Raw genomic sequence first — 25,381 nt, 5'->3', positions numbered from 1 at the left:
GTGACTCCCCGCAACGGCGTACGCCCCGCCGCACCGCTCGACGAATCCGACCGGGAACGGCTGCTCGGCGGCACGCACCACGATCCGCACTCCCTCCTGGGGGCGCACCTGGGGCGCGGCGGGGTGGCCTTCCGGGTGCTGCGGCCGTACGCGGAGTCGGTGACGGTCCAGGCCAAGGGCCTGCGCGCCGAACTGCACGACGACGGCGACGGCTTCTTCTCGGCGCTGCTCCCGCTGCGCAGGATCCCCGAGTACACCCTCCAGGTCGCGTACGAGGAGGCCACCCTGGAGCTCGCGGACCCGTACCGCTTCCTCCCCGCCATCGGCGAGCTCGATCTGCATCTGATCGGCGAGGGGCGCCACGAGGAGCTGTGGCACGCCCTCGGCGCCCGGCCCATGACGCACCAGGGCGTCACGGGCACCCGCTTCACGGTCTGGGCGCCCAACGCCCGCGGGGTCAGGGTCGTCGGGGACTTCAACCACTGGGACGGCACGGCCTGCGCCATGCGCTCGCTGGGCTCCTCCGGGGTGTGGGAGCTGTTCCTGCCCGGCGTCGGCGAGGGCGCGCTGTACAAGTTCGAGATCACCCGCCCCGACGGCTCCCGCACACTCCGGGCGGATCCGATGGCGCGCCGGACCGAGGTGCCGCCCGCGACGGCGTCCGTCGTCGCCGAGTCCCACCACGTGTGGCACGACGAGGCGTGGATGGCGAGGCGCGGCACCCGCCCGGTCCACGAGGCCCCGTTCTCCGTCTACGAGGTGCATCTGCCGTCCTGGCGACCGGGCCTGACGTACCGCCAACTGGCCGAGCAGCTCCCCGCCTACGTCAAGGACCTCGGCTTCACCCATGTCGAGCTGATGCCGGTGGCCGAGCACCCCTTCGGCGGCTCGTGGGGCTACCAGGTCACCGGCTTCTACGCGCCGACGGCCCGGATGGGCACCCCGGACGACTTCCGCCACCTGGTCGACGCGCTGCACCGCGCCGGGATCGGGGTGATCATGGACTGGGTCCCTGCGCACTTCCCCCGGGACGACTGGGCGCTCGCCGAGTTCGACGGACGCCCGCTGTACGAGCACTCCGACCCGGCCCGTGCGGCCCACCCCGACTGGGGCACCCTGGAGTTCGACTACGGGCGCAAGGAGGTCCGCAACTTCCTGGTCGCCAACGCCGTGTACTGGTGCGAGGAGTTCCACATCGACGGGCTCCGGGTCGACGCGGTCGCCTCGATGCTGTACCTCGACTACTCCCGCGAGCACGGCGAATGGAGCCCCAACGAGCACGGCGGCCGGGAGAACCTCGACGCCGTCTCCTTCCTCCAGGAGATGAACGCCACCGTCTACCGGCGTTGCCCCGGCGTGGTGACCATCGCCGAGGAGTCCACCGCCTGGGACGGCGTGACCCGGGCGACCCACCATGTGGGCCCGGCGGGCTTCGGCGGGCTCGGCTTCGGCCTGAAGTGGAACATGGGCTGGATGCACGACTCGCTCGGCTACGTCGAGCACGAGCCGGTGCACCGCAGGTTCCACCACAACGAGATGACCTTCTCGATGGTGTACGCGTACAGCGAGAACTACGTGCTGCCGATCTCCCACGACGAGGTCGTGCACGGCAAGCGCGCCCTGGTGTCGAAGATGCCCGGGGACTGGTGGCAGCAGCGCGCCAACCACCGGGCGTACCTCGGCTTCATGTGGGCCCACCCGGGCAAGCAACTGCTCTTCATGGGGCAGGAGTTCGCCCAGGGCGCCGAGTGGTCCGAGGGCCACGGCCCGGACTGGTGGCTGCTCGACCCCTCCTACTCGGCCGAGGCCGACCACCGCGGGGTGCGGGACCTGGTGCGCGACCTGAACCGGGTCTACGCGGCCACTCCGGCGCTGTGGCAGCGGGACACCGTCCCCGAGGGCTTCTCCTGGGTGGACGGCGGGGCCGCCGACGACAACGTCTTCGCGTTCCTGCGTATCGACGCCGACGGCGCCCCGCTGCTGGCGGTCTCCCACTTCTCACCGGTGGTGCGGCACGAGTACCGGCTCGGTGTGCCGCCCTCCGTGCCCGCCTGGTCCGAGGTGCTGAACACGGACGCGGCGCGGTACGGCGGCGGGGACGTCCGCAACGACGACCCGGTGAAGCCCGAGTCCGTCACCGCCCACGGCCACCGCACCAGCGTGCAGCTCACCCTGCCGCCGCTGGCGACGGTGTGGCTGAGGCCGGCGTGACGACCCCGAGCCGCTGGGTGGCCCTGGTCAGCGCCACATAGAGGTCGTTGGGCGGCATCCGCTCGGGCGCGACCACCAGCACCGTGTCGAACTCCAGGCCCTTGGCCTGGCGCGGGTCGAGCAGCACCACGGGCCGGGAGAGGTCGAGCGGCCCGTCGCCGCCGAGGCCGGTGAGCGCGCCGTGCAGCTCGCGCGGCGCGATGACGGCGAGCCGGCCCTCCTCCGGGACCTCGGCGGCGGCGAGGTCCGCCACGTCGGCCAGGTCCGCGGTGCGCTCGAAGGGGGCGGTGCCGGTGGACCGGATGGAGCGGGGCGGGGTGAAGTGCGGGTCGGTGCGCCGGCGCCGCTCTGCGGCGTAGTCCATGATCTCCGCGGGCGTACGGTAGTTGACCCCGAGCCGCGCCAGCCGCCAGCGGTCCTCGACGTAGGGGGCGAGGATCCGCTGCCAGAAGTCCACGCCCTCCCCCTCGGACCCCGGCGCGGACGGCGCCGCCGGGTCCCCGGCCTGCGCGGGACCGCCGGTCTGCCCCGGGTCGTCTGCCTGCGCCGGGTCGCCGGTCCGCGCCGGGTCGCCGGTCCGCGCCGGGTCGCCGGTCTGCGCCGGGTCGCCGACGAGCGTCATCGAGCGGGTCGGGCAGCGGCGCATCAGCAGCCGCCAGGCCATGGCCGACAGCTCCTGCGCCTCGTCGACGATGATGTGCCCGAAGGCCCAGGTCCGGTCGGCGGCGGCGCGCTCGGCGGCGCTGCGGTGGTCCGCCTCCTCCTGGCGCTCGGCCATGCGTTCGGCGTCGATGACGTCGTGGGCGGCCAGCACCTCGGAGGCGTCGGCGTCGACGTCCTCCTTGTCCTCGAACTCGTAGGTGCGGGAGGCGTACGAGACGTCCAGCACGCCCTGGGCGTAGGCGATCCGGCGGGACCGCTCGGCCTCGGCGGCGGCCCGGGCGGCGGAGTCGTCCGCGCCGAGGAGTTCCGCCGCCTCGTCGAGCAGGGGCACGTCGGCCGGCGTCCACGGCCCACCGGAGCGCCTGATCAGGTCGGCGTCGGCGTCATCGAGGTGCGTGGGGTCCGCGAGGTAGCCGGCGAGGAACTCCTGCGGGTCGAGCGGCGGCCACAGCGACGCGATGGCGGAGTGCACCTCGGCGCTGGCGGCGACGGCCTTGCCGAGCTGGGCGATGTCGTCGGGGCCGAGGAAGTTGGGGCCGCCGTACGGGTCCTCGCCGATGCGGTCGGCGAGCTGGGTGGTGAGGTCGTCGATGACGCGGAAGGCGAAGTACGGCCGGGCGAGATTGTGCGGCAGCCCGGTCTCACGGGCCTTGTGCCGCGCCTCCACGGCGATGTCCCAGTCGAGGACCAGCTCGCCGTCGTCGTGCGCGATGACGATCGGCTCCCCCTTCTCGGGCACCCGCTGCCGGTCCCGTACGGCCTCGGCGAGCACGGCCGCCATCTCCGGGCGGCCCTTCACCGCCGCGGCGGCGGGGCCCTCGGTGCCGGTGGCGTGGATACCGGGGTAGAGCTCACCGACGGTCGACAGCAGCACCCCGGTCTCGCCCAGCGAGGGCAGCACCTCGCCGATGTAGCCGAGGAACGCCGGGTTGGGCCCGACGATCAGCACCGCCCGCTTGGCGAGCTGCTCCCGGTGGGCGTACAGCAGGTACGCGGCGCGGTGCAGCGCCACGGCCGTCTTGCCGGTGCCGGGACCTCCCTCGACGACCAGGACCCCGTGCTGCGGGGCGCGGATGATGCGGTCCTGCTCGGCCTGGATCGTGGAGACGATGTCCGCCATCCGGCCGGTGCGGGCGCTGTTGAGGGCGGCGAGGAGCACCTCGTCGGCGTCGTGCGACTCGTGACCGGTGCGGGTCGGGTCACGGAGATCCATGATCTCGTCGTGCAGCGCGGTGACGGTGCGGCCCTCGGTGGTGATGTGCCGGCGCCGGCGCAGCCCCATCGGTTCGTATCCCGTCGCGAGATAGAACGGGCGCGCGACGGGCGCCCGCCAGTCGATCAGCAGCGGAGTGCGCTCGGCGTCGTCGGCGCGCAATCCGAGTCGCCCGATGTGATGCGTCACTCCGTCGCGCCGGTCGACGCGCCCGAAACAGAGTCCGGAGTCGGCGGCGTTCAAAGCGGCGAGTGAGGCGGACCGCTCCGCCACCTCGATATCGCGCTCCATCCGCGCCTGCCGACCGGTGCCGACCTGCGCCATCGTGGCACGCACAGCGGCCTCGGCCTCCCCGCGCAGCTGATCGAGCCGCTCATGGGCGAGCGAGACGAATTGCTGTTCCTGCCGCATTTCCTCGGTTGACAATTCAGCTCCTGACGCGCTAGAGTACGTTTATTAGAGCGTTTTGCATTTCCGGTTCCGCTCCAATACGGAACTATTCAATATACGCGAGGAAATACCCGGGCCGTCACTGCGGACCGGGTTTTTTGTCGGCCGGGACGACGTGGCCGCCGGCGGAGGGCCCGGCCGCCCGCACCTCGACCTGCCCGCTGCTGAGCCCGGGCACCTCCTTCGTCAGGCCGGCGAACCGCTCCGCGATGCGCGGCGCGCCCAGGATCTTCCCGTCGGCCTCCGCGCCGGGGCCGCGATCCCCCGCAGAGGCTGCTGCCGGATCACTCGGCGCCGCGGTGCGCCCGGCGCGCGGCGAAGAGGCGTCAGGCCGGGCCGAAGCCGACGATCACGCGCTCGGACGTTCCGCGGCCGTCCCGCCCTCGACGCCGGGCACACCGGCAACGCGGCGCCGCCGCGCGCCGCGTCAACCGGCTCACGCAGGGGCGCGGGCCCGGTCACCCGAGCCGGCAAGCCCACCGTCGCCTGCCAGGCCGCATTCCACCCCGCCGCCATGAGTTGCCCCGCCGGGCGGGACGCGGCGTCCGGCACCGGATACGGCAGCCCTTCCCCCAAGTGGCTTGTGCATTCAGGAAGTCAACGCACGCAAGGCATTGACGCCGACCGTGCGTCCATCTACAAAACCTGAGAGCGCTCTCAACCAGTTCCGGCACCACCCCCTCACCGGAGGTCGTCCTTGACCACGAGCCGCGTCAGCAGACTCTCCCGTACCCCGATCGTCACCGTCCTCACGGCCTTCGCCGTCGCCCTCACCGGACTCCTGGCCCTCGGTCCCGCGAGCCCGGCCAGCGGCGCCGTACCCCCCGCACCCGGCTGGAATTTGCAGTGGAGCGACGACTTCAACGGCCCCGACCGCTCCCTGCCGTCCTCCGCCGACTGGCAGATCGACACCGGCCACGGCTATCCGGGCGGCCCCGCCAACTGGGGCACCGGCGAGATCCAGAACTACACCGACAGCCCGGACAACCTCAGCCTCGACGGCAGCGGCAATCTGCGCATCACCCCGCTGCGCGACGGCGCCGGCAACTGGACGTCCGCCCGGATCGAGACCCGCCGGGCCGACTTCAAGGCCCCGGCCGGCGGCACCCTGCGCATCGAGGGCCGGATCCGGATGCCCGACGTCACCGGTGACGCGGCGCTCGGCTACTGGCCCGCGTTCTGGGCGCTCGGCGCACCGTACCGGGGCAACTACTGGAACTGGCCCGGTATCGGCGAGTTCGACATCATGGAGAACGTCAACGGACTCAACTCCGTCTGGGGCGTGCTCCACTGCGGGGTGAACCCCGGCGGGCCGTGCAACGAGACCAGCGGCCTCGGCGCCAGCCGCACCTGCCCCGGCGCGAGCTGCCAGTCGGCGTTCCACACCTACCGCTTCGAGTGGGACCGCTCCACCTCGCCCAACACCCTGCGCTGGTACGTGGACGACCAGCTCTACCACACCGTCGACCAGAGCCAGATGGACGCCGGCACCTGGGCCGACATGACCGAGCACGCGGGCTACTTCATCCTCCTCAACGTCGCCGTCGGCGGCGCCTTCCCGGACGCCCTGGCGGGGAAGACCCCGACCGCCGCGACCGTTCCCGGTCACCCGATGCTGGTCGACTACGTCGCCGTGTGGACCCGCGGCGGCGGCACGACCCCGCCGCCCACCGACCCGCCGCCGTCCGGCTCCTCGCAGCTGTACCTGCGCGGCGGTGGCGCCGCCGGGGACGCGGCCGGTTCCGGGTCCTCCGTCAGGCTCGCGTCCGCGGGCGGCGCGAACCACGACGGCACCCCGCACAGCCCGCAGGTGTTCACCTCCGGGCCGGTCACCCGCGCGTACAACGGCGGTACGACGCAGTTCGATCTCTTCGTGGACGCCGGTACGACCGTCGCCAACGGCCAGCAGGTGCGGGTGAGTTACGACCGCACCGGCGACGGGACATGGGACCGCACCGAGACGTACCACTACTTCGCCACCGATCCCGTCCCGGGCTACGAGCACTACACCCAGGCGCGCGGCCTGCGGTCCGCCACCGGCACACACGGCGATCTGAGGAACGGCAAGGTGCGGATCGAGGTGTGGAACGCCATCGGCAACGGCGCCAGCACCCTGGGCATCGGCAACCAGTCCTTCGTCCGCATCCCCTTCGGCTGAGCGGAGGAGGCCGCACCGATCCGCGGAGGGTGAGTCGCGGAAGGCGGCGCGGTCCGGCACGGTGCCGCCGCCGCGGTGCACGGGCGTGCCGCCGGACCGCGCCGCCACGGTGCACGGCATGTGCCGCCGGATCCCGGCGGCACGTCCGTGCGCCGGGGAGGATCAGGCTCCGGGTGCGCGGAACTCGACCGGCTTCCGCGCGGCCGCGTCGATGTCCTCGGGGCTGAGCAGGAGCACGGCCCGGGACCGGACCGCCCCCGTGGCGCGGACCTTCATGGAGGTGGCGGCCATCGAGACGGCGTCGGGCATGTCCACCACGCAGTACAGGTCGTCCTCGCCGAACGCGAAGTACATCCACTCCAGGCTGCCGCCGCAGGAACGGAGGACCTGCTCCACGGCCTCCCGGCGGCCCGTGCCGCCCTCGGCGAGCAGCCCCTCGGTGCCCTGTGCGGTGTAGCTGGCCTGGACCAGGTATTTGGGCATCTTGTCTCTCCCGTCGGATCACCCTCGGGTCCACCGTCCGATACCGGCCGGGTTCCGGCCAGCCGGAGGGGGCCGCGCGGGGTGCCGGGGCCGCAGGGCCGGCACGAGGCCGGTCCCTGCCGGCCGGCTGCCCGGTCGGCCGCGTCCGCGCCGCCGGTCCGGCCGGCCGACGGGCCGGGGGCGCTCAGGCCGCACACGGGCCGATCCGGGGAACCGCCGCCCGCGCCCATGCCTGCACGGTGCCGCTTTGCAGCGTCAGTGCGGCCTTCCAGGGGCCGCCGGGCAGGCGCGGTTCGAGGGGCACGGTGACCGTGCCTCCGGTACGGGGCGAGGGTGGTGCCGGAGCGGCGTGGAAAGGGCCCGGGCCCAGGTAGCGGGCACAGGGCCGAGCCCAGGTGCAAGGCCCAGGGCGTGACCGTGCCCCGGGCCTGCACCCACGGCCTCCTGCTCAGACCGTGACGGCCGGCTGCCTGCGGTCCTCGTCCCGCCGCTCCGGCGCCTCGGCGGAGTCCGGGGCCGGGGCCGGGGCGTGGTCGTCGACAAAGGTCTCCTCGTCGAACGGGAGGCGTCCCGCGAGCACCTCGGCGGCGCGCTTACTGTCGATCTCCTTCGTCCAGGTGCCGACCAGCACCGTGGCGACGGCGTTGCCCGCGAAGTTGGTGAGGGCGCGCGCCTCGCTCATGAAGCGGTCGATGCCCACGATCAGGCCGACACCGTCGACCAGGGCGGGCTTGTGCGACTGGAGGCCGCCCGCGAGGGTCGCGAGGCCCGCGCCGGTGACGCCCGCGGCGCCCTTGGAGGCGATGATCATGAAGATCAGCAGCGAGATCTGCTCGCCGACCGAGAGCGGGGTCCCCATCGCCTCGGCGACGAACAGCGAGCCCATCGTCAGATAGATCGCGGTGCCGTCCAGGTTGAAGGAGTAGCCGGTCGGGACGGTGATGCCGACGACGGGCTTCGAGACGCCCAGGTGCTCCATCTTCGCGATGAGCCGCGGCAGCGCCGACTCGGACGAGGAGGTGGAGAGGATCAGCAGGAACTCACGGCCCAGGTAGCGCAGCAGCGAGAAGAGGTTCACTCCGGCGACGACCCGCAGCAGCAGACCGAGGACGACGACCACGAACAGCGCACAGGTGACATAGAAGCCGATCATGATGACCGCGAGCGACTTCAGGGCGTCGACACCGGTCTCGCCGACCACGGCGGCGATCGCGCCGAAGGCGCCCACCGGGGCCGCCCACATGATCATCGCGAGGATGCGGAACACGAGCTTCTGGATGTGCCCGACACCGCGCAGGATCGGCTCCCCGGCGGGGCCCATGGCCTGCAGGGCGAACCCCGCGAGCAGCGCCACGAGCAGGGTCTGCAGCACCTCGCCCTCGGTGAAGGCGGAGACCAGGGTGGTCGGGATGACCCCGAGGAGGAAGTCCACGGTGCCCGCGCTCGCGCCCTCGGCCTGCTTGCCGCCCGCCGCCCTGGCCGCGTCCGTCAGTTGCAGTCCGTGGCCCGGGTCGAGCAGGTTGCCCACCACCAGGCCGATGGCCAGCGCGACCGTCGACATCACCAGGAAGTACCCGAGGGCCAGACCTCCGACGGCACCGACCTTGGCGGCCTTGCGGACCGAACCGACGCCGAGCACGATCGTGCAGAAGATGATCGGGGAGATCATCATTTTGATCAGGTTCACGAACCCCGTGCCGATCGGCTTGAGTTCGACGGCGACGCCGGGGGCGGCGAAGCCCACGATGACGCCGAGCACGACGGCACCGATGACGGCGAGATACAGATAGTGGGTGCGGTCCCGCCTTGCGGCTGCTGGGGTTGCCACGGGGATTCCTCCTCGGCCTGATGTGCGTCCACGTCCCGGTGGACGCCCGTGACTATTCAGCACCCTGTGACCCCGGTCACCGTTGCGTACGTTTCGTTCACACGAAACCGGCCAGGCAGACTTGGGCCATGCGCACACCCCGCCCACGGAGCCTCGCCGGCCAGCTCTTCGCGATGCAGGTCGTGCTGGTCGCCGCGATCGTCGGCGGCTTCGCGCTCTTCTCGTACGTCATGGACCGCACCCAGGCCGAGGAGACCGCGCGCCGCCAGACGACGGCGACGGCGACGGCGGTGGCGGACCACCCGTCGGTGGTGACGGCCGTCCGGTCCGCCGACCCGACGGCACTGCTGCAGCCGTACACCGAGCGGCTGCGGCAGGACGCGGGGGTCGACTTCGTGGTGGTCATGACGCCGGACGGCAGACGATGGACCCACCCCGAACCGGGGCAGATAGGACATGTCTATCTGGGTCATATCGACGAGGCGCGGAAGGGACGCACGGTCTCGGAGACCTACACGGGGACGCTCGGACCGTCGGTGCGGACGGTCGCCCCGGTCCGGGACGGCTCCGGGCGGACCGTCGCGCTGGTCAGCGCGGGCATCACCATCGACAAGATCAGTGAGCAGCTCGGCAGGCAGGTCACCGCCCTGCTGGGGATGGCGGGCGCGGCCCTCGCGCTCGGCGGCCTCGGGACGTACCTGGTCAACGCCCGGCTGCGGCGGCACACCCACGGGATGAACGCGGCGGAGCTGAGCCGTATGCACGACTACCACGAGGCCACACTGCACGCGGTGCGCGAGGGGCTGCTGATGCTCGACGGGCAACGGCGCATCGCCCTGATCAACGACGGGGCACGGGAGCTGCTGGGGCTCGGCCCGGACGCGGTGGGCCGCGGCGCCGGCGAACTGGGCCTGCCGCCCGGGCTGACGGGGGCCCTGCTGGGGAGCGAACCCCGGGTCGACGAACTGCACCTCACGGCCGACCGGGTGCTGGTCGTCTCCACCCAGCCGGTGGTCGGCGGCGAGCGCCGCGGCACGGTGGTGACCCTGCGGGACCACACCGAACTCCAGTCGCTGACCGGTGAGCTGGACTCCGAGCGCGGATTCACCCAGGCGCTGCGCGCCCAGGCCCACGAGGCGGCCAACCGGCTGCACACCGTGGTCTCGCTCATCGAACTGGGCCGGGTGGACGAGGCGGTCGAGTTCGCCACCGCCGAGCTCGAACTGGCGCAGGTCCTCACGGACCGGGTGGTGACGGCGGTCGGCGAACCGGTCCTGGCGGCCCTGCTCCTCGGCAAGGCGGCGCAGGCCAACGAGAGCGGCGTCGAACTGGTCCTCACCGAGGACAGCCGCATCGACGACGGCGTCCTCCCGCCCTGGCTGCCGGCCCGGGACCTGGTCACCGTCCTCGGCAACCTGATCGACAACGCGGTCGAGGCGTCCTCCGCGCCACGGCCGTCGCGGACGCCGGGCGCACCATCCGGCACCGCGGCCGAGCCCTCGCCAGGCGCCGTCGCACCGTCCGGCACCGGGTCCGGCACCGGAGGCGCGACCGGAGCCGGGGGCGGGGCCGAAGCCGGGGCCGAAGCCGGGGCCGAAGCCGGGGCCGGAGCCGCGACCGGAGCCGGGGGCGGGGCCGGGGCCGCGACCGCCGCGCACGTCCGTGCCGCGGTGGCACGCCCGCGCGTCGAGGTCACCGCCCGCGCGGACCGGGACGAGCTGGTGCTGCGCGTCAGGGACACGGGACCGGGGTTCGGACCCGGCGACGCGGAGGCCGTGTTCACACGGGGCTGGTCGACCAGGGGACCCGGGCGGGGTCTGGGGCTCGCACTGGTGCGGCAGGCCGCACACCGGGGCGGGGGCACGGTCGAGGCGGCCCGAAGCCCCTACGGCGGTGCGGAGTTCACCGTACGGCTGCCCCTGCGGACCTCGGAGGCCGGCACATGAACGGACGCCGTTGCGGCAGACGCGGGACGGAGCCGGCGAGATGACCACCGCTCCCGCCCGGATCAGGGTGCTCGTCGTGGAGGACGATCCCGTGGCCGCCGACGCTCACGCGCTGTACGTGGGCCGCGTACCCGGCTTCACCGTGGCCGGGATCGCGCACTCGCGGGCCGAGGCGTACCGGGCGCTGGAGCGCACACCCGTGGAGCTGATCCTGCTCGACCTCTATCTGCCGGACGGCCACGGACTGCACCTGCTGCGCGCCCTGCGGGCCGCGGGGCACTCGGCCGACGTGATCGCCGTAACCTCCGCCCGTGATCTGTCCGTGGTCCGTGAGGGGGTGTCCCTGGGAGTCGTCCAGTACGTCCTGAAGCCGTTCACCTTCGCCACGCTGCGCGACCGCCTGGACCGGTACGCCGAGTTCCGCGCCACCGCGGGCGAGGCCGCCGGGCAGGACGAGGTGGACCGCGCCCTGGCGACCCTGCGCACCCCGGGGCCCGCCGCGCTCCCCAAGGGCCTCAGCGCACCGACCCTGGAGGCGGTCACCCGCATCCTGCGGGACGCGGACGGCGGGCTCACCGCGGCCGAGGCCGGTGCCGCGGTGGGGATCTCCCGCATCACGGCACGCCGCTATCTGGAGCATCTCGTCACCGAGGGGCGGGCGGCGCGCAGCCCGCGGTACGGTCAGGTCGGCCGGCCCGAGCTGCAGTACCGCTGGATCCGCTCCGGCCGCTGACCGGCACCCGCCACCCCGCACCGACGGGCCGGGGCGGCGAGGCGGCCGCGCGGGCGGGGCGGGGCGGGGTCGCGGGCGGGGCGGGGTCGCCTCCTGGACCCGGGAGGGTGATCGACGCGGTCGACTACCCGTTGGTACGCTGCGGCTCGCCCCGACGCGCGTGGCGGACCGCCCGCCCCCACCGTCGGAACGGCAGAGCGCCGCCCCGGCCTCCCGCTGGACCTTCCTACGAGATCACACCTTGTGCAAACGCACCGTAGGCGGCGGTGACTCTCCGCTCCTACGGTGTGCGCGTGTACTCCACCCCGCCTTTCAACGCTCCTGCCGCCCGCCGTCTGCGCGAGGCCCTGGGGATGGCGCCGGGCCATGTCGCCTACGGACTCCAGGCCCAGTACGGACTCCCGGTCACCCCGGACACCGTGGTCGCCTGGGAACGGGGACTCCAGGCGCCGGAGTCCCGGGAACTGACCGCGCTCGCCGGAGTGCTGTGGTGCTCGCCCGGCGAGCTGCTCGGCACCCCCCAGAGCCTGCGCGAGTACCGGATCGCCCGCGCGCTGGGCCCCGACGAACTGGCCCGCCGGGTGGGCATGGACCCGTCCACGTACCAGCGCATGGAGAACGCCGACCGCTGGCGCGGAAACGAGCGGCAGACCGCCGCGCTCGCCGAGGCGCTGTCCCTGACGCCACGCGAGCTGCTGACCGCGACCGGCCGCGGGGAGGAGCTGGCGGAGCTGCTGCGCAGCGCGGCGACCACCCGCTGGCAGGCGTACGTACGCCCGGTGGCGAAGCTGCTGCCGCTTCCCCGGCGACGGCTCGACGACGCCCTGCAGCGGCTGCACGCGGACTACCACGCGCGGATGGCGGCCACCTCCAGCTGGGGCGCCTCGGCCGGCTCGGGGGAGTCGGGCAGGGACTTCCTCGACCGGATCGCGGACCACTTCTGGGCGGTCGTCTCCGATTAGCGCGGCAGGTGCGGCACCGGCGTCCACGGGCCCGGATCCCCCTTGCGCCACTGCGTGGTTACCAGGGGGTAGATGGAACGCTCCATTCCGTCCATGGTTGAACGCGAACATGCCAAGGCGTTCTCGGCGCTCCCCGGCCGACGGGCGTCCACCGGACCTCCCTCAGGAGCGAACCCCCCATGCATGTACGCAGATGGACCACCCGCGCCGCGGTGACGGCCGGCGCACTGGCCCTCACCGCCACCATGACGGCCACGGCCTCGGCCGGCACCGTGAGCACCCCGCCGGCGGCCTCGCCCGCGACATCCGCAGCCGCCTCCCCCGCGGCCTCCCCGGCGACCGTGGCCTCGGCCTCGACCACGGCCTCCACCTCAACCACGGCCTCGATCACGAGCACGACCACGGCCACGGCCTCGACCGCGGGGACCACGCACGCGCCGAGGACGACCGACCTCACCGCCGCCGGGCTGGCGGGCATCGACTACGCCACCTGGCAGCGGGACGTCACGGCGGCCCTCGCCACCGCCCGCCCCTACGTCGAGCAGCGCACGGCCGGCGCCTCCGGCGAGCGGCTGGCGATGGTGCTGGACATCGACAACACCTCGCTGGAGACGGACTTCCACTACTTCTGGGAGTACCCGACGCCCGCGGTCGCGCAGGTCCTGGATCTCGTCCGCTACGCCGACTCACGCGGAGTGGACATCTTCTTCGTCACCGCCCGTCCGGACATCATCGGGTCGCTGACCTCGTACAACCTCAAGAAGGCCGGCTTCCCGGTCGACGGACTGTACGTGCGCAGCCTGCCGGACCTCTTCGACGAGGTCAGCGCGTACAAGACCGGCAAGCGCAAGGAGATCGAGGCCAAGGGCTACACGATCATCGCCAACGTCGGCAACCGGCCCAGCGACCTGTCCGGCGGCCACGCCGAGCGGACGTTCAAGCTGCCCGACTACGGCGGCAAGCTGTCCTGACCGGAGCCGCGCCGCCCGCGCGGGTACCGTCCGCCCGCCGGCCCGGGCCGTCCCGCGGCCCGGGCCCCGCGCGCGGGTACGTCCGTCCCCCGGCCCGGGGTACCCGCGACCCGGCCGGCGGACGGGCCGCACCCCCGCCGGACGGTTCAGAACACCGACTCGGCCTCGTGGACCCGGTCCTCCGGCACGGTCTTCAGCCTGGTCACCGCCTCCGCGAGCGGCACCGTGACCACCTCGGTGCCGCGCAGCGCGGTCATCCGCCCGAACTCGCCGCGGTGCACGGCCTCCACCGCGTGCCAGCCGAAGCGGTTGGCCAGGACCCGGTCGTAGGCGGTGGGCGTTCCGCCGCGCTGCACATGGCCCAGGATGACCGGGCGGGCCTCCTTGCCCATCCGCCGCTCCAGCTCGGCCGCCAGCCGGGTGCCGATGCCGGTGAACCGCTCGTGCCCGTACTGGTCGATCTCGCCCTTCTTGTACTCCATGGAGCCCTCGACCGGGTGCGCGCCCTCGGCGACGCAGATGACCGCGAACTTCTTGCCCCGGGCGAAACGCTCCTCGACCATCTTCACCAGGTCCTCGACCTGGAAGGGACGCTCGGGCAGGCAGATCCCGTGTGCGCCGCCGGCCATGCCGGACTCGAGCGCGATCCAGCCGGCGTGCCGTCCCATGACCTCGACGACCATGACCCGCTGGTGGGACTCCGCCGTCGTCTTGAGCCGGTCGATGGCCTCGGTGGCCACCATCACGGCGGTGTCGAAGCCGAAGGTGCGGTCCGTGGAGGAGATGTCGTTGTCGATGGTCTTCGGTACGCCGACGACGGGCATTCCGGCGTCCGAGAGCATCCGCGCGGCGGTCAGCGTGCCCTCGCCGCCCACCGGGATGAGGGCGTCCAGTCCGTACTTGCGCGCCAACTCCGCACTGCTCTCGGCGGCTTCGCACAGCCGGGAGCGCTCCAGCCGGGCCGAGCCGAGGATCGTGCCGCCGCGGGCGAGGATGCCGCTCACGGCGTTGAGATCGAGGGTGCGGTAGTGGCCTTCGAGCAGGCCCTTGAACCCGTCCTCGAATCCGATGACTTCGTCCCCGTAACCGGTCAGCGCACGGTGCACGACCGACCGGATCACCGCGTTGAGGCCGGGACAGTCGCCCCCCGCGGTCAGAATTCCGATGCGCATGGTGCCGTGTCTCCTGCTCGCTCGTGGGACCAGTGAGCCTCGTTTCGATTCTCACACGCAGGGCCGGGTCCACGCCGGTCCGGCGGTCCCGGACGGCTCGCGACCCGGCGGGCACGTAACCCAGCCGCAGAGGTATTGTCAAGGGGATATTGCCACCCTATCGGGTTTTCTTGGGCCCTCGGTCGCGTCCGGCATCTCGTGCTCGGCCGCGGCCCGGCAGGACCCGAGCGGGACCCAGCAGCACCCGAGCAGGACCCAGCAGCAACCCAGCAGCAACCCAGCAGGACAGGAGAGCACGCGTGACGCGCAGCGTGTACGTGACCGGGATCGACCGCGGGGACGGCCGCCAGGTGGTGGACCTGGGAGTCATGGAGCTCCTGACCCGCCAGGTGGACCGCGTGGGGGTGTTCCGGCCCCTTGTCCACGACGGTCCCGATCGCCTGTTCGACCTGCTGCGGGTGCGCTACCGGCTCTCCCAGGACCCGGCGACCGCGTACGGCATGGAGTACCACGAGGCGGCGGCGCTGCAGGCCGAGAAGGGCACCGACGAGCTGGTGTCCCGGCTGGTCGACCGGTTCCACGAGGTGGCCCGCGACTACGAGGTCGTCCTCGTGCTCGGGACCGACTTCCGCGCCACCCAACTCCCCGACGAGCTGGCCCTCAACGCCCGGCTGGCCAACGAGTTCGGCGCGTCGGTGATCGCCGTCGTCGGCGGCAAGGGCCAGCCGGCCGAGGCCGTACGGGCCGAGGCGCGCAACGCCCACCGCGCCTACGAGGTGCTGGGCTGCGACGTCCTCGCGATGATCGTGAACCGGGCGGCGGCCGAGGACCGCGACGCGATCGCCGAGCGCCTCACCGCCCGGCTCCCCGTCCCCTGCTACGTCCTGCCCGACGAGCCGGCGCTGGCCGCGCCCACGGTCGCCCAGGTCAGCCAGGCCCTGGGGGCCACCGTGCTGCTCGGGGACGACTCCGGGCTGGCCCGTGACGCGCTCGACTTCGTCTTCGGTGGCGCGATGCTGCCGAACGTGCTGAACGCCCTGAAGCCGGGCTGCATGCTGGTCACCCCCGGGGACCGCGCCGACCTGGTGATCGGCGCGCTGGCCGCCCACTCTGCGGGCACCCCGCCCATCGCCGGTCTGCTGCTGACCCTCGACGAACGCCCGGGCGACTCGATCCTCACGCTGGCGTCCCGCCTCGCGCCGGGGACCCCGGTCATCTCCGTGCCGGGCGGCTCCTGGCCCACCGCGGCCGAACTCTTCTCGCTGGAAGGCAAGTTGAACGCGGCCACCCCGCGCAAGGCCGAGACGGCACTCGGCCTCTTCGAGCGCCATGTCGACACCGCGGGCCTGCTGGCGCGTCTGGAGGTCGCCCGCACCGGACGGGTCACCCCCATGATGTTCGAGCACGACCTGCTGGAGCAGGCGCGGGCCGACCGCCGCCGGGTGGTGCTGCCGGAGGGCACCGAGGAGCGGGTGCTGCGCGCCGCGGACGTGCTGGTGCGGCGCGACGTCTGCGACCTGACGCTGCTCGGCGACACCGACGTGATCCGCAAGAGGGCCGCCGACCTCGGCATCGACCTGGGCGGCGTCCAGCTGATCGACCCCGCCACCTCGGAGCTGCGGCCGCGCTTCGCCGAGCTGTACGCGCAGCTGCGCGCCCACAAGGGCGCCACGGTGGAGCTGGCCTACGACGTCGTCTCGGACGTCAACTACTTCGGCACGCTGATGGTGCAGGAGGGTCTGGCCGACGGCATGGTGTCGGGCTCGGTCCACTCCACGGCCGCCACGATCCGCCCCTCCTTCGAGATCATCAAGACCAGGCCGGGGGCGTCGATCGTCTCGTCCGTGTTCTTCATGTGCCTGGCCGACCGGGTGCTGGTGTACGGCGACTGCGCGGTCAACCCGGACCCGGACGCCGAGCAGCTCGCGGACATCGCGGTGCAGTCGGCGGCGACGGCCTCCCGGTTCGGCGTCGAGCCGCGGATCGCGATGCTGTCGTACTCCACCGGCACGTCCGGCTCCGGCGCGGACGTGGACAAGGTGCGCGAGGCGACCAAGCTGGTGCGCGAGCGGCACCCCGAGCTCCGGATCGAGGGCCCGATCCAGTACGACGCGGCGGTCGAGCCCTCGGTCGCCGCGACCAAGCTGCCGGACTCCGAGGTCGCGGGCCGGGCCACCGTCCTGATCTTCCCCGACCTCAACACCGGCAACAACACCTACAAGGCCGTGCAGCGTTCGGCCGGCGCGGTCGCCGTGGGCCCGGTGCTCCAGGGTCTGCGCAAGCCGGTCAACGACCTCTCGCGCGGCGCACTCGTCAGCGACATCGTCAACACGGTCGCGATCACCGCGATCCAGTCCCAGGGTCAGGAGTCCACCGCATGACCGGTCCCGCCACCGCCACCCGTGTACTGGTCCTCAACTCCGGCTCCTCGTCGGTGAAGTACCAGCTCATCGACATGGAGGACGGCACCCGCCTCGCCGTCGGACTCGTCGAGCGGATCGGGGAGGAGACCTCCCGGGTGGTGCACACCCCGCTGACCGGCGACGCCGGAAGGCGGGAGCGCACCGGCCCGGTCCCGGACCACGCCGCCGCGCTGAAGGCCGTCGCCGACGAGCTGGCGCACGACGGACTGGGCCTGGACTCCCCCGAGCTGGCGGCGATCGGGCACCGGGTGGTGCACGGCGGGATGCGGTTCTCCGCCCCGACCGTGATCACCGACGAGGTCCTGGCGGAGATCGAGCGCCTGGTCCCGGTGGCGCCGCTGCACAACCCGGCCAACATCACCGGCATCCGCACGGCCCGGGCGCTCCGCCCCGACCTGCCCCAGGTCGCGGTGTTCGACACCGCGTTCCACACGACCATGCCGGAGTACGCGGCGCGCTACGCGATCGACGTGGCGACCGCTGACGCGCACCGGATCCGGCGCTACGGCTTCCACGGCACCTCCCACGCGTATGTGTCGCGCAAGGCCGCCGAGCTCCTGGGCAAGGCCCCGGAGGAGGTGAACGTGATCGTGCTGCACCTGGGCAACGGGGCGTCGGCGTCCGCGGTCCGGGGCGGGCGCTGCGTGGACACGTCGATGGGACTGACCCCCTTGGAGGGGCTCGTCATGGGTACCCGCTCCGGTGACATCGACCCGGCGGTCACGTTCCACCTCAAGCGGGTGGCGGGGATGTCCGAGGACGACGTCGACGCGCTGCTCAACAAGAGGAGCGGACTGGTCGGCCTCTGCGGCGACAACGACATGCGGGAGATTCGGCGGCGGATCGACGAGGGGGACGAGCGCGCCCGGCTCGCCTTCGACATCTACGTCCACCGGCTGAAGAAGTACATCGGCGCGTACTACGCGGTGCTCGGACGGGTGGACGCGGTGGTGTTCACGGCTGGGGTCGGCGAGAACTCCGCCCCGGTGCGGGAGGCTGCCGTCGCCGGCCTGGAGGAGCTGGGGCTCGTGGTGGACGCGGACCTGAACGCCGTACGGTCGGACGAGCCGCGCGTGGTCTCGCCCGACTACGCGCGGGTGACGGTCGCCGTGGTGCCGACCGACGAGGAACTGGAGATCGCCGGGCAGACATTCGCGCTGGTCGCCGCGGACCGCCGGGGCGGCGACCCGGAGGCCTGAGAGAGGTGCGGCAGCGATGTGAGGAAGCAACGACTGAGCGACCCGGCGCCCATTTGTACATTCCACCAGACGGAATATTCCGCGTAGAAACAAACCGATAGGATCCGCCCTATGCGCCGTTCCAAAATCGTCTGCACGCTGGGCCCCGCCGTCGACTCCTATGAGCAGCTGAAAGCGCTCATCGAGGCCGGCATGAACGTGGCCCGTTTCAACATGAGCCACGGGACCCAGGCAGAGCACCAGGAGCGGTACGACCGCCTCCGCCGCGCGGCGGCGGAGACCGGCCGCGCCGTGGGCGTGCTCGCCGACCTCCAGGGCCCGAAGATCCGTCTGGAGACCTTCGCCGAGGGACCGGTCGAGCTGGTCCGCGGTGACGAGTTCACGATCACCACCGAGGACGTCCCGGGCGACAAGTCGATCTGCGGCACGACCTACAAGGGGCTGCCCGGCGACGTCTCCAAGGGCGACCAGATCCTGATCAACGACGGCAACGTCGAGCTGCGCGCGGTCGAGGTCGAGGGGCCGCGGGTGAAGACGGTCGTCATCGAGGGCGGCGTCATCTCCGACCACAAGGGCATCAACCTGCCCGGCGCGGCCGTGAACGTCCCCGCCCTGTCCGAGAAGGACGTCGAGGACCTGCGTTTCGCGCTGCGCATGGGCTGCGACCTGGTCGCGCTCTCCTTCGTGCGGAACGCCGACGACGTCAAGGACGTCCACAAGGTGATGGACGAGGAGGGCCGCCGGGTCCCCGTCATCGCCAAGGTGGAGAAGCCGCAGGCCGTGGAGAACATGGCGGACGTCGTCATGGCCTTCGACGGCGTGATGGTGGCGCGCGGCGACCTGGCCGTCGAGTACCCCCTGGAGCGGGTCCCGATGGTGCAGAAGCGGCTGATCGAGCTGTGCCGGCGCAACGCCAAGCCGGTGATCGTCGCCACCCAGATGATGGAGTCGATGATCACCAACTCCCGCCCGACCCGCGCCGAGGCCTCCGACGTCGCCAACGCCATCCTGGACGGCGCCGACGCGGTCATGCTCTCGGCCGAGTCCTCGGTGGGCGCGTACCCGATCGAGACCGTCAAGACCATGTCCAAGATTGTCAGCGCGGCGGAGGAGGAGCTCCTCTCCAAGGGCCTGCAGCCCCTGGTCCCCGGCAAGAAGCCGCGCACCCAGGGCGGTTCGGTGGCCCGCGCCGCCGCCGAGATCGCCGACTTCCTCGGCGGCAAGGCCCTGGTCGCCTTCACCAAGTCCGGCGACACCGCGCGCCGCCTCTCCCGCTACCGCGCGGAGCAGCCGATCCTGGCCTTCACCACGGACGAGTCCACCCGCAACCAGCTCACCCTGAGCTGGGGCGTCGAGCCCTTCATCGCCCCGTTCGTGGAGACCACGGACGCGATGGTCGACCTCGTGGACGCCGCACTGCTGAAGCTCCAGCGCTACAGCGAGGGCGACACCATGATCATCACTGCGGGCTCCCCTCCGGGCGTCCCCGGCACCACGAACATGGTCCGGGTGCACCACCTGGGCGGCGACAAGCACCCGGCCTGACCGGGCCCGACCACTCACGCCTGTGGGCCGCACTCCCGCGAGGGGGCGCGGCCCACAGGCGTCGGGGTCCGGGCCGGCCGGCGTAGCCCGGCCCTTCTTCACGAAGCGGGTCTCGTCCACGATCAGCGCACCGTCGTCGGGCCGAGGTGATCGACGTCGTAGGCGTCACGCCGGTGGTCCCGCACCGTGTCGGCGGGCTGCTGAACGGCTGCGGGCCGCGCCCCCGCGAGGGCGCGGCCCGCAGCCTTCTTCCGCGGCTCCCGGAAGAATCGGGTGGCGTTCTAGTCGGTGATGTAGTTGTGCAGGCCCGGCACGGTCAGTGTGCCGCCGAACTGGCCGGCCTGGGTCACCTTCACGTCGGTGAACATGGCGAACGGGACGTTCAGCGGCGGTGGGGTCTTCGGGCTGAACGTGACGGGGATGATGCCGAAGAGGTTGCCCTTCAGCTCCTCCGTGTACATGGTCACCGTGCCGTTGCGGATGGTGGAGGTTGAGCCGCGCTGCGCCTGGACGTGGGTGGTGGTGCCGTTGGGACCCTGCACCAGCTGGTGGAGGTCCTTGATGTCCACGCCCGACGCGGTGAACTTCAGCACCTTCTTGATCTTGCCGCTGCCGGTCCGCACCTCGACGATGCCCTTGTAGTCGAGCCCCGTCAGGGTGAGCCGGGAGCTCTGCAGCACCCACGGCTCGTCGGGGAGCGCCGGGATGCCGGGCTCCGCCTTGGCGTTGGCGAGTGCCTCCGGGTCGGCGGTCGGGCACGGGAAGCGGGGCTTGCCGTCGGCGCCCTCGGGGATGTCCTCGTCCTCGACCGGGTCGAGACCCTTGACCTTGTCGTCCAGTTCCTCCACCTCGGCGCCGGCCTGCTCGGCGGCGTCCCTGATGGCTTCCTTGGTCCTGTCCACGGCCTCGTCGGCCGCGTCCGCCACATCCTCGACCAGGTCGGCGGGCTTCTCGGACAGCTCGTCCAAGGGCTTCGAGGCGGCGCCTTCGGCCGACTTCGACGGCTCCTCGGGCGCCTTCGGCTGCTCCTCGGCGGACGCGGTGGTCTCGCTCGCCGCCGGGGTGGTCTCCCGCTCCTCGTCGGGGCCGTCGAGGAGGTCCTTGACGGCGTCGCCGACGCCCAGCGGGTCGAGCGGGTTCCGGGTCTCGGACTCGCTCGGGGTGGGTGCCGGGGACGGGTCGCCCTGCGCGGGCGGGTCGTCGGTGCGGCCGGGCGCGGAGGCGGAAGGGCTCCCGCCGGGCTCCGGCTCATCGGTCCGCTCGTCGGCGGAACCGCTCGGGGACGGCTCGGGCTTGTCCGTCTCCTGCTCGGACGGCTGCTCCGACTGAGAGGCGGACGGCGACGCCTCCGGCTCCTCCGGTTCGTCCGAGCGGGTCACGCACGGGCCGGGGGCGAACGGGAACTCCTGCTTGTCGTCGGCCAGCGCCAGCTTCGGCGTCAGGCCCATGCCCACGAAGACCGCGGTCGGCATGGCGGCGATGGCCATCGCCTTGCCGGCGGGTATCTGGAGCTTCGTGAGCAGTCTCTTCCGGGGGGCGGCGTGGCGCGGTCCTCCGGGCTTCCGCCCGCCGGGACCGAGGCCCGCCTCCGCCTCCGTCTGATCACCCCGCACTGTTCCTCCCCCCGTCCACATGGACACCGGTCTTCTGCGTGATGGTGCCGTCGCCCACCTGCGGACCCGGTACCAGCGGCACGTCCCGGCCGTCCGCCGGCGCGGACGGGCCCGGTGCCTCCTCCGTCTCGCCCTTGCCCGGTGCCCAGGCGATCGACAGGGCGCCTCCGATCAGGGCGAGCAGGAAGCCGATGAGGAAGCCGCCGACGTTGGACACCGGGAGGGAGACCAGGGCCAGCAGGATCGAGGCGACACCGGCGAACACCCGGACGATGTGGTGGAACCACATGGTCAGGCCCAGCGTCACCAGAAGTACGCCGATGATCAGCGAGCCCGCACCCGCCGTCGTGGCCATGGCCAGCGTCATATGGCCGATCTTGAGGCTTGCGTAAGGGAAGTAGGCGATCGGAATGCCGCCGAGGATGGTCAACAGTCCGGCCCAGAAAGGCCGCTGACCGCGCCAGTCGCGGAAACGCCGCTTGATGACTCGGAGAAAGTGCTCGTTCTGCTGCCCCGGGGACTCGGCGCTCATGGAAAACAGCTCCCTGGAACCGGTGTTGCTCGAAGAAAGTGGGGAGGATCGGGCGGACGGACCCGCCTGCCGGCGTTCCCGTCCGCCCTGGCGAGTGCTTAGTAGCACTCCTTGACGCCCTTGTGCAGCTTCATGCTGAGACCGCTCAGCTTGAAGGTGCCGGCGGTGGTCGCCCACGCCGTCTGCTTGACCTTGGTCAGGTGGGCCTCCTCGGCACGCTGGGCGAATCCGAAGGGGTTCGCCTGCGTGCCCGGCTGGATGCCCGGCTTGTTGTTCTTGTCGCCGGCGGCGACGCCGATGTCGATGTTCTTGAACGTGGCGTTCGCCTCGAGCGAGGCCACGTCCAGGTACAGGTTCTCCGCCTCGACCGGCGTGCCCTTGCCACCGGCACGCAGCTCGAGGCTGACGTTGCCGAAGATCGGGACGTCAGGGGTGACGACCGACTGGCACATGTTGGTGATCGTTGCGGACCCGAAGGCCGACACCGCGACGGGGTGAGCCGTCTTGTTGCCCTTGAGGTCGGTGCCCTGGGCGAGGCTTCCGTACTGCAGGAAGTCCTTGCCGTCCAGCGCGTCCGCCGTCACCTTGAAGCTCTGGCCGGAGACGCTGAACGACGCCGCCAGCGCACCCTGGGCCAGGCCCACACCGATCGCGGCCGTCGCGGCCACGGACGGCACCATGACGACGGCGAACCGCTTCCATCTGGTCCCACCACGAACCTGGGACATAAGTTTCCTCCTTCTCGGACGTACATCTCCGGCGCGGACCCTCAAGTCCGCCCTGGGATGGGAGAAGTGCTACGTCCTCGGGAAGGAGAGCGCCTGTGCCTCTGGCGCGAGCCGCGTCCATATCACCGGCGATCACCCCCGAGCGACAACCACTGGCCACGCCTTCGCGCGACCTCGTCGGACAGGCCCTGCCGGCGAGGCAGGAACCCCCCTGTCCGCGGCCGGCGCCTCTGCCGCCGGCCGGCCCGGTGGGGACCCAGGACCGCGGTACGCGGCTGGCTGCCGGGCGGGATGCGGTGATGGACCGAGCGTGGCCGATCGTGGTGCATTACGCGCCGGGGCACAAGGGGGTTCGTTACTCGCTAGTAACGGACCGATAACCACACCACGACGGGATGCCGCCGTCCGGCCACACAGGGTGCCCCGGCAGGGCTCGCCAGACGGGGAGGTTCACGCCGAAAAGAGGACAGAACAATGCCCCTGATTTACTGCGAGTAACAGCGGCCGCGCTTTACCAATTTTCGGTAAAGCAGGGCCGATGTCGTCACTGTTCCGCCGACTTGGTCCGCGCCTCCGGCGGGGCGGCCGCCCCGCCGGAGGCGCGTCACGGAACCCGGATGCCGCAACCCGGTCCCGGCACCGTCAGAAGAGGACCCTCGCCAGTGCCGTGCGCGCCGCCGTCACCCGCGGGTCGTCCGGGCCGATCACCTCGAACAGCTCCAGCAGCCGCAGCCGCGCGGCGTCGCGGTCCTCGCCCGCGGTCCTGCGCACCGCCTCGACCAGCCGGCCGAACGCGTCCTGCACATGGCCGCCGGCGAGGTCCAGATCCGCCGCGGCGATCTGCGAGCGCACGTCGTCGGGGCGGTCGGCGGCGTCCTGACGCACCTTCTGCGGGTCCATCTCGCGTACCCGGGACAGCAGTTCCGCCTGCGCGAGGCCGAGCTTGGCCTCGGAGTTGCCCGGGTCGTCGGAGAGGACGTTCTTGTACGCCTGGATGGCGCCGCCGAGGTCGCCCGCGTCCAGGGCGTCGACCGCCGCCTCGAGCGCCGCGTCGTACGGGCCGGCTACGGGGGCGGGGGCGGAGGCGGCCGCCGGTTCGCCGGCGTCCGCGTCGACGGTCAGCCCGGTGAGGCCGAAACGCTGCTCACTGACCTGGATCAACTGGTCGAGGGTCTCGCGGATCTGGGGCTCCGGTGCCAGCCCCTGGAAGAGCGGCAGCGCCTGGCCGGCGACCACCGCGAACACGGCCGGGATTCCCTGGATCCCGAACTGCTGCATCAGCATCTGGTTGGCTTCGACGTCGACCTTGGCGAGCACGAAACGGCCGTTGTACTCCAGGGCCAGCCGCTCCAGCACCGGGCTCAGCTGCTTGCAGGGCTCGCACCACTCGGCCCAGAAGTCGAGGACGACCGGGACCTCGGCGGAACGCTGGAGGACGTCGCGCTCGAAGCCCGCCTCGTCGACATCGATCACCAGGGCGGACGGGGGCACCGCACCGCCGCCGCCCTGCCGGGCGGCCTCCGCGCGCGTCTGCTCGGCCTTGGCCTTGGCCTCACCGGCCGCCTTCACCGCGGCGAGGTCGACGACGCCACTCATGGACATGTTCCTAGGCTGCATGAGTACATCCTCCCCCCTCCGCGCGCGCGAGTGAAAAATCGGAGCGCCGGGCCCGTGCACCGGTCGTGCGCACGGCCCCGCGCGCCTGCGCCGGGTCCCCACCCGGCGCCAGCGGCTGTCGCTTTCGCTACGAGTCGTAGCGTAACTCGTCCGATACGGAGCCGGGGCTGTTCCTCCGGTGAAGTGGCTCACAGCAATCCGCCTACTGGCCGGTATGGTCCCCTCCATGTGCAGTCACCGTCGTCGGGCCGCGGCCCGTACCGGCCGCCCCCGCAGCACCGAGGCGGACGCGGCCATCCTCGACGCCACCAGGGCGGCGCTGGTGGAACTGGGCTGGTCGCGGCTGACGCTCGGCGACGTGGCGGCCCGGGCCGGGGTGGCGAAGACGACGGTCTACCGGCGCTGGGCGGGCAAGAGCGAGCTGGTCGTGGACGCGGTCGCGGAGCTCTTCGACGAGCTGGAACTGCCCGACCGGGGCAGCCTGGCCGCGGACATCGAGGGCGTGGTGCTGCAGTTCGCCGCACTGCTGGAACGGCCCGAGGCCAGGACCGCGCTGATGGCCGTCGTGGCGGAGTCGACGACCGACGTTCCGCTGCGCGAGCGGATCAGGGTCTCGATCGTGGACCGGCAGAAGCGACTGGTCCTGGAGGGCCGCGCCCGGGCCCAGGCACGCGGAGAGCTGCCCGAGGAGCCCGACCCGGTCGCGGCCGCCCGCGCGGCCGACCTGATCTTCGATGTGATCGCGGGCTCTGTCGTGCACCGCGCGCTGGTGAGCTGCGAGCCCGTCGACCGGGACTGGGTCGGCCGCTTCACCGCGGTCCTGCTCGGCGGGCTCGGGGCGGCGGCGGAGTCCTGACGCGACCGCGCCACGGGCGGTTCGGAGTGGCTGCCGGTCGCCGGCGGTCGGGGCGGCCACACACGGCCGCCGGTCGGG

The 25,381-nt window shown here is 72.3% G+C and carries 18 protein-coding genes; 10 read left to right on the top strand and 8 right to left on the bottom strand.

Features of this window, described 5'->3' with window-relative positions; translation table 11 throughout:
- A complete protein-coding gene (gene glgB, locus DDW44_RS21345) occupies positions 1–2,211 on the top strand; it encodes a 1,4-alpha-glucan branching enzyme (protein ID WP_108907396.1) in 2,211 nt (736 codons plus the stop codon).
- Here the strand turns inward: glgB and DDW44_RS21340 are convergent.
- Positions 2,168–4,498, bottom strand: a complete 2,331-nt coding sequence (locus tag DDW44_RS21340; protein WP_108907395.1) for a UvrD-helicase domain-containing protein — start codon at positions 4,496–4,498, stop codon at positions 2,168–2,170. The two genes, glgB and DDW44_RS21340, sit on opposite strands and share 44 nt — an antisense overlap.
- Positions 4,499–5,234: 736 nt before the next feature.
- Here DDW44_RS21340 and DDW44_RS21330 point away from each other — a divergent pair.
- Complete coding sequence (locus tag DDW44_RS21330; RefSeq protein ID WP_108907394.1) at positions 5,235–6,695, top strand: glycoside hydrolase family 16 protein; 1,461 nt, start codon at positions 5,235–5,237, stop codon at positions 6,693–6,695.
- A gap of 162 nt (positions 6,696–6,857) precedes the next feature.
- Here the strand turns inward: DDW44_RS21330 and DDW44_RS21325 are convergent, their stop codons facing one another.
- On the bottom strand, positions 6,858–7,178 hold the full coding sequence (locus DDW44_RS21325; protein ID WP_108907393.1) for a GYD domain-containing protein: 321 nt from the start codon (positions 7,176–7,178) through the stop codon (positions 6,858–6,860).
- A 448-nt stretch (positions 7,179–7,626) separates the two neighbouring features.
- Positions 7,627–9,006, bottom strand: a complete 1,380-nt coding sequence (locus tag DDW44_RS21315; RefSeq protein ID WP_108907392.1) for a cation:dicarboxylate symporter family transporter — start codon at positions 9,004–9,006, stop codon at positions 7,627–7,629.
- 128 nt (positions 9,007–9,134) lie between these two features.
- Between DDW44_RS21315 and DDW44_RS21310 the strand changes: the two genes are divergently transcribed.
- The 4 genes from DDW44_RS21310 (at position 9,135) to DDW44_RS21295 (ending at position 13,618) form a co-directional block, all read left to right on the top strand.
- Entirely contained in the window at positions 9,135–10,952 is a 1,818-nt protein-coding gene (locus tag DDW44_RS21310; RefSeq protein WP_108907391.1) for a sensor histidine kinase, read from the top strand.
- 40 nt (positions 10,953–10,992) lie between these two features.
- Entirely contained in the window at positions 10,993–11,685 is a 693-nt protein-coding gene (locus DDW44_RS21305; protein ID WP_108908899.1) for a response regulator, read from the top strand.
- A 353-nt stretch (positions 11,686–12,038) separates the two neighbouring features.
- The gene (locus tag DDW44_RS21300; RefSeq protein WP_106430151.1) at positions 12,039–12,647 is read left to right on the top strand and encodes a helix-turn-helix domain-containing protein; all 609 of its coding nucleotides are present in this window, start codon (positions 12,039–12,041) and stop codon (positions 12,645–12,647) included.
- A 179-nt stretch (positions 12,648–12,826) separates the two neighbouring features.
- Positions 12,827–13,618 carry an HAD family acid phosphatase gene (locus tag DDW44_RS21295; RefSeq protein ID WP_108907390.1) on the top strand — a complete coding sequence of 264 codons (792 nt, stop codon included), beginning with the start codon at positions 12,827–12,829 and terminating at the stop codon, positions 13,616–13,618.
- A 146-nt stretch (positions 13,619–13,764) separates the two neighbouring features.
- Here DDW44_RS21295 and DDW44_RS21290 read toward each other — a convergent pair whose 3' ends face one another.
- Positions 13,765–14,790 (bottom strand): ATP-dependent 6-phosphofructokinase, encoded by a 1,026-nt coding sequence (locus DDW44_RS21290; protein WP_017946828.1) that lies wholly within the window; start codon positions 14,788–14,790, stop codon positions 13,765–13,767.
- 299 nt (positions 14,791–15,089) lie between these two features.
- Here DDW44_RS21290 and pta point away from each other — a divergent pair, with 299 nt between their 5' ends.
- The 3 genes from pta to pyk all read left to right on the top strand — a co-directional run bounded on the left by pta (position 15,090) and on the right by pyk (position 19,957).
- Positions 15,090–17,171 carry a phosphate acetyltransferase gene (gene pta, locus DDW44_RS21285; RefSeq protein WP_108907389.1) on the top strand — a complete coding sequence of 694 codons (2,082 nt, stop codon included), beginning with the start codon at positions 15,090–15,092 and terminating at the stop codon, positions 17,169–17,171.
- Complete coding sequence (locus DDW44_RS21280) at positions 17,168–18,412, top strand: acetate kinase (protein WP_108907388.1); 1,245 nt, start codon at positions 17,168–17,170, stop codon at positions 18,410–18,412. Before pta ends, DDW44_RS21280 begins: the two co-directional genes overlap by 4 nt.
- A 111-nt stretch (positions 18,413–18,523) precedes the next feature.
- Positions 18,524–19,957: a pyruvate kinase gene (gene pyk / locus DDW44_RS21275; protein ID WP_017946831.1), complete on the top strand. Its 1,434-nt coding sequence runs from the start codon at positions 18,524–18,526 to the stop codon at positions 19,955–19,957.
- Between the two features lie 281 nt (positions 19,958–20,238).
- On the opposite strand, the gene DDW44_RS21270 is transcribed toward pyk, so the two are convergent.
- The 4 genes from DDW44_RS21270 to DDW44_RS21250 all read right to left on the bottom strand — a co-directional run bounded on the left by DDW44_RS21270 (position 20,239) and on the right by DDW44_RS21250 (position 24,447).
- Positions 20,239–21,570: a hypothetical protein gene (locus tag DDW44_RS21270; protein ID WP_108907387.1), complete on the bottom strand. Its 1,332-nt coding sequence runs from the start codon at positions 21,568–21,570 to the stop codon at positions 20,239–20,241.
- The gene (locus DDW44_RS21265; protein ID WP_108907386.1) at positions 21,560–22,102 is read right to left on the bottom strand and encodes a DUF6114 domain-containing protein; all 543 of its coding nucleotides are present in this window, start codon (positions 22,100–22,102) and stop codon (positions 21,560–21,562) included. Before DDW44_RS21265 ends, DDW44_RS21270 begins: the two co-directional genes overlap by 11 nt.
- Positions 22,103–22,200: 98 nt before the next feature.
- Positions 22,201–22,830, bottom strand: coding sequence for a DUF6230 family protein (locus DDW44_RS21260; protein WP_108907385.1), 630 nt, complete (start codon positions 22,828–22,830; stop codon positions 22,201–22,203).
- Between the two features lie 642 nt (positions 22,831–23,472).
- Positions 23,473–24,447, bottom strand: a complete 975-nt coding sequence (locus tag DDW44_RS21250) for a tetratricopeptide repeat protein (RefSeq protein WP_208647992.1) — start codon at positions 24,445–24,447, stop codon at positions 23,473–23,475.
- Between the two features lie 214 nt (positions 24,448–24,661).
- Here DDW44_RS21250 and DDW44_RS21245 point away from each other — a divergent pair, with 214 nt between their 5' ends.
- Complete coding sequence (locus DDW44_RS21245) at positions 24,662–25,303, top strand: TetR/AcrR family transcriptional regulator (protein ID WP_018891371.1); 642 nt, start codon at positions 24,662–24,664, stop codon at positions 25,301–25,303.
- The last annotated feature ends 78 nt before the right edge of the window (positions 25,304–25,381 follow it).

This window comes from Streptomyces tirandamycinicus (assembly GCF_003097515.1).
Classification (GTDB): domain Bacteria; phylum Actinomycetota; class Actinomycetes; order Streptomycetales; family Streptomycetaceae; genus Streptomyces; species Streptomyces tirandamycinicus.
This window is presented reverse-complemented; position numbering and strand designations above follow the sequence as displayed.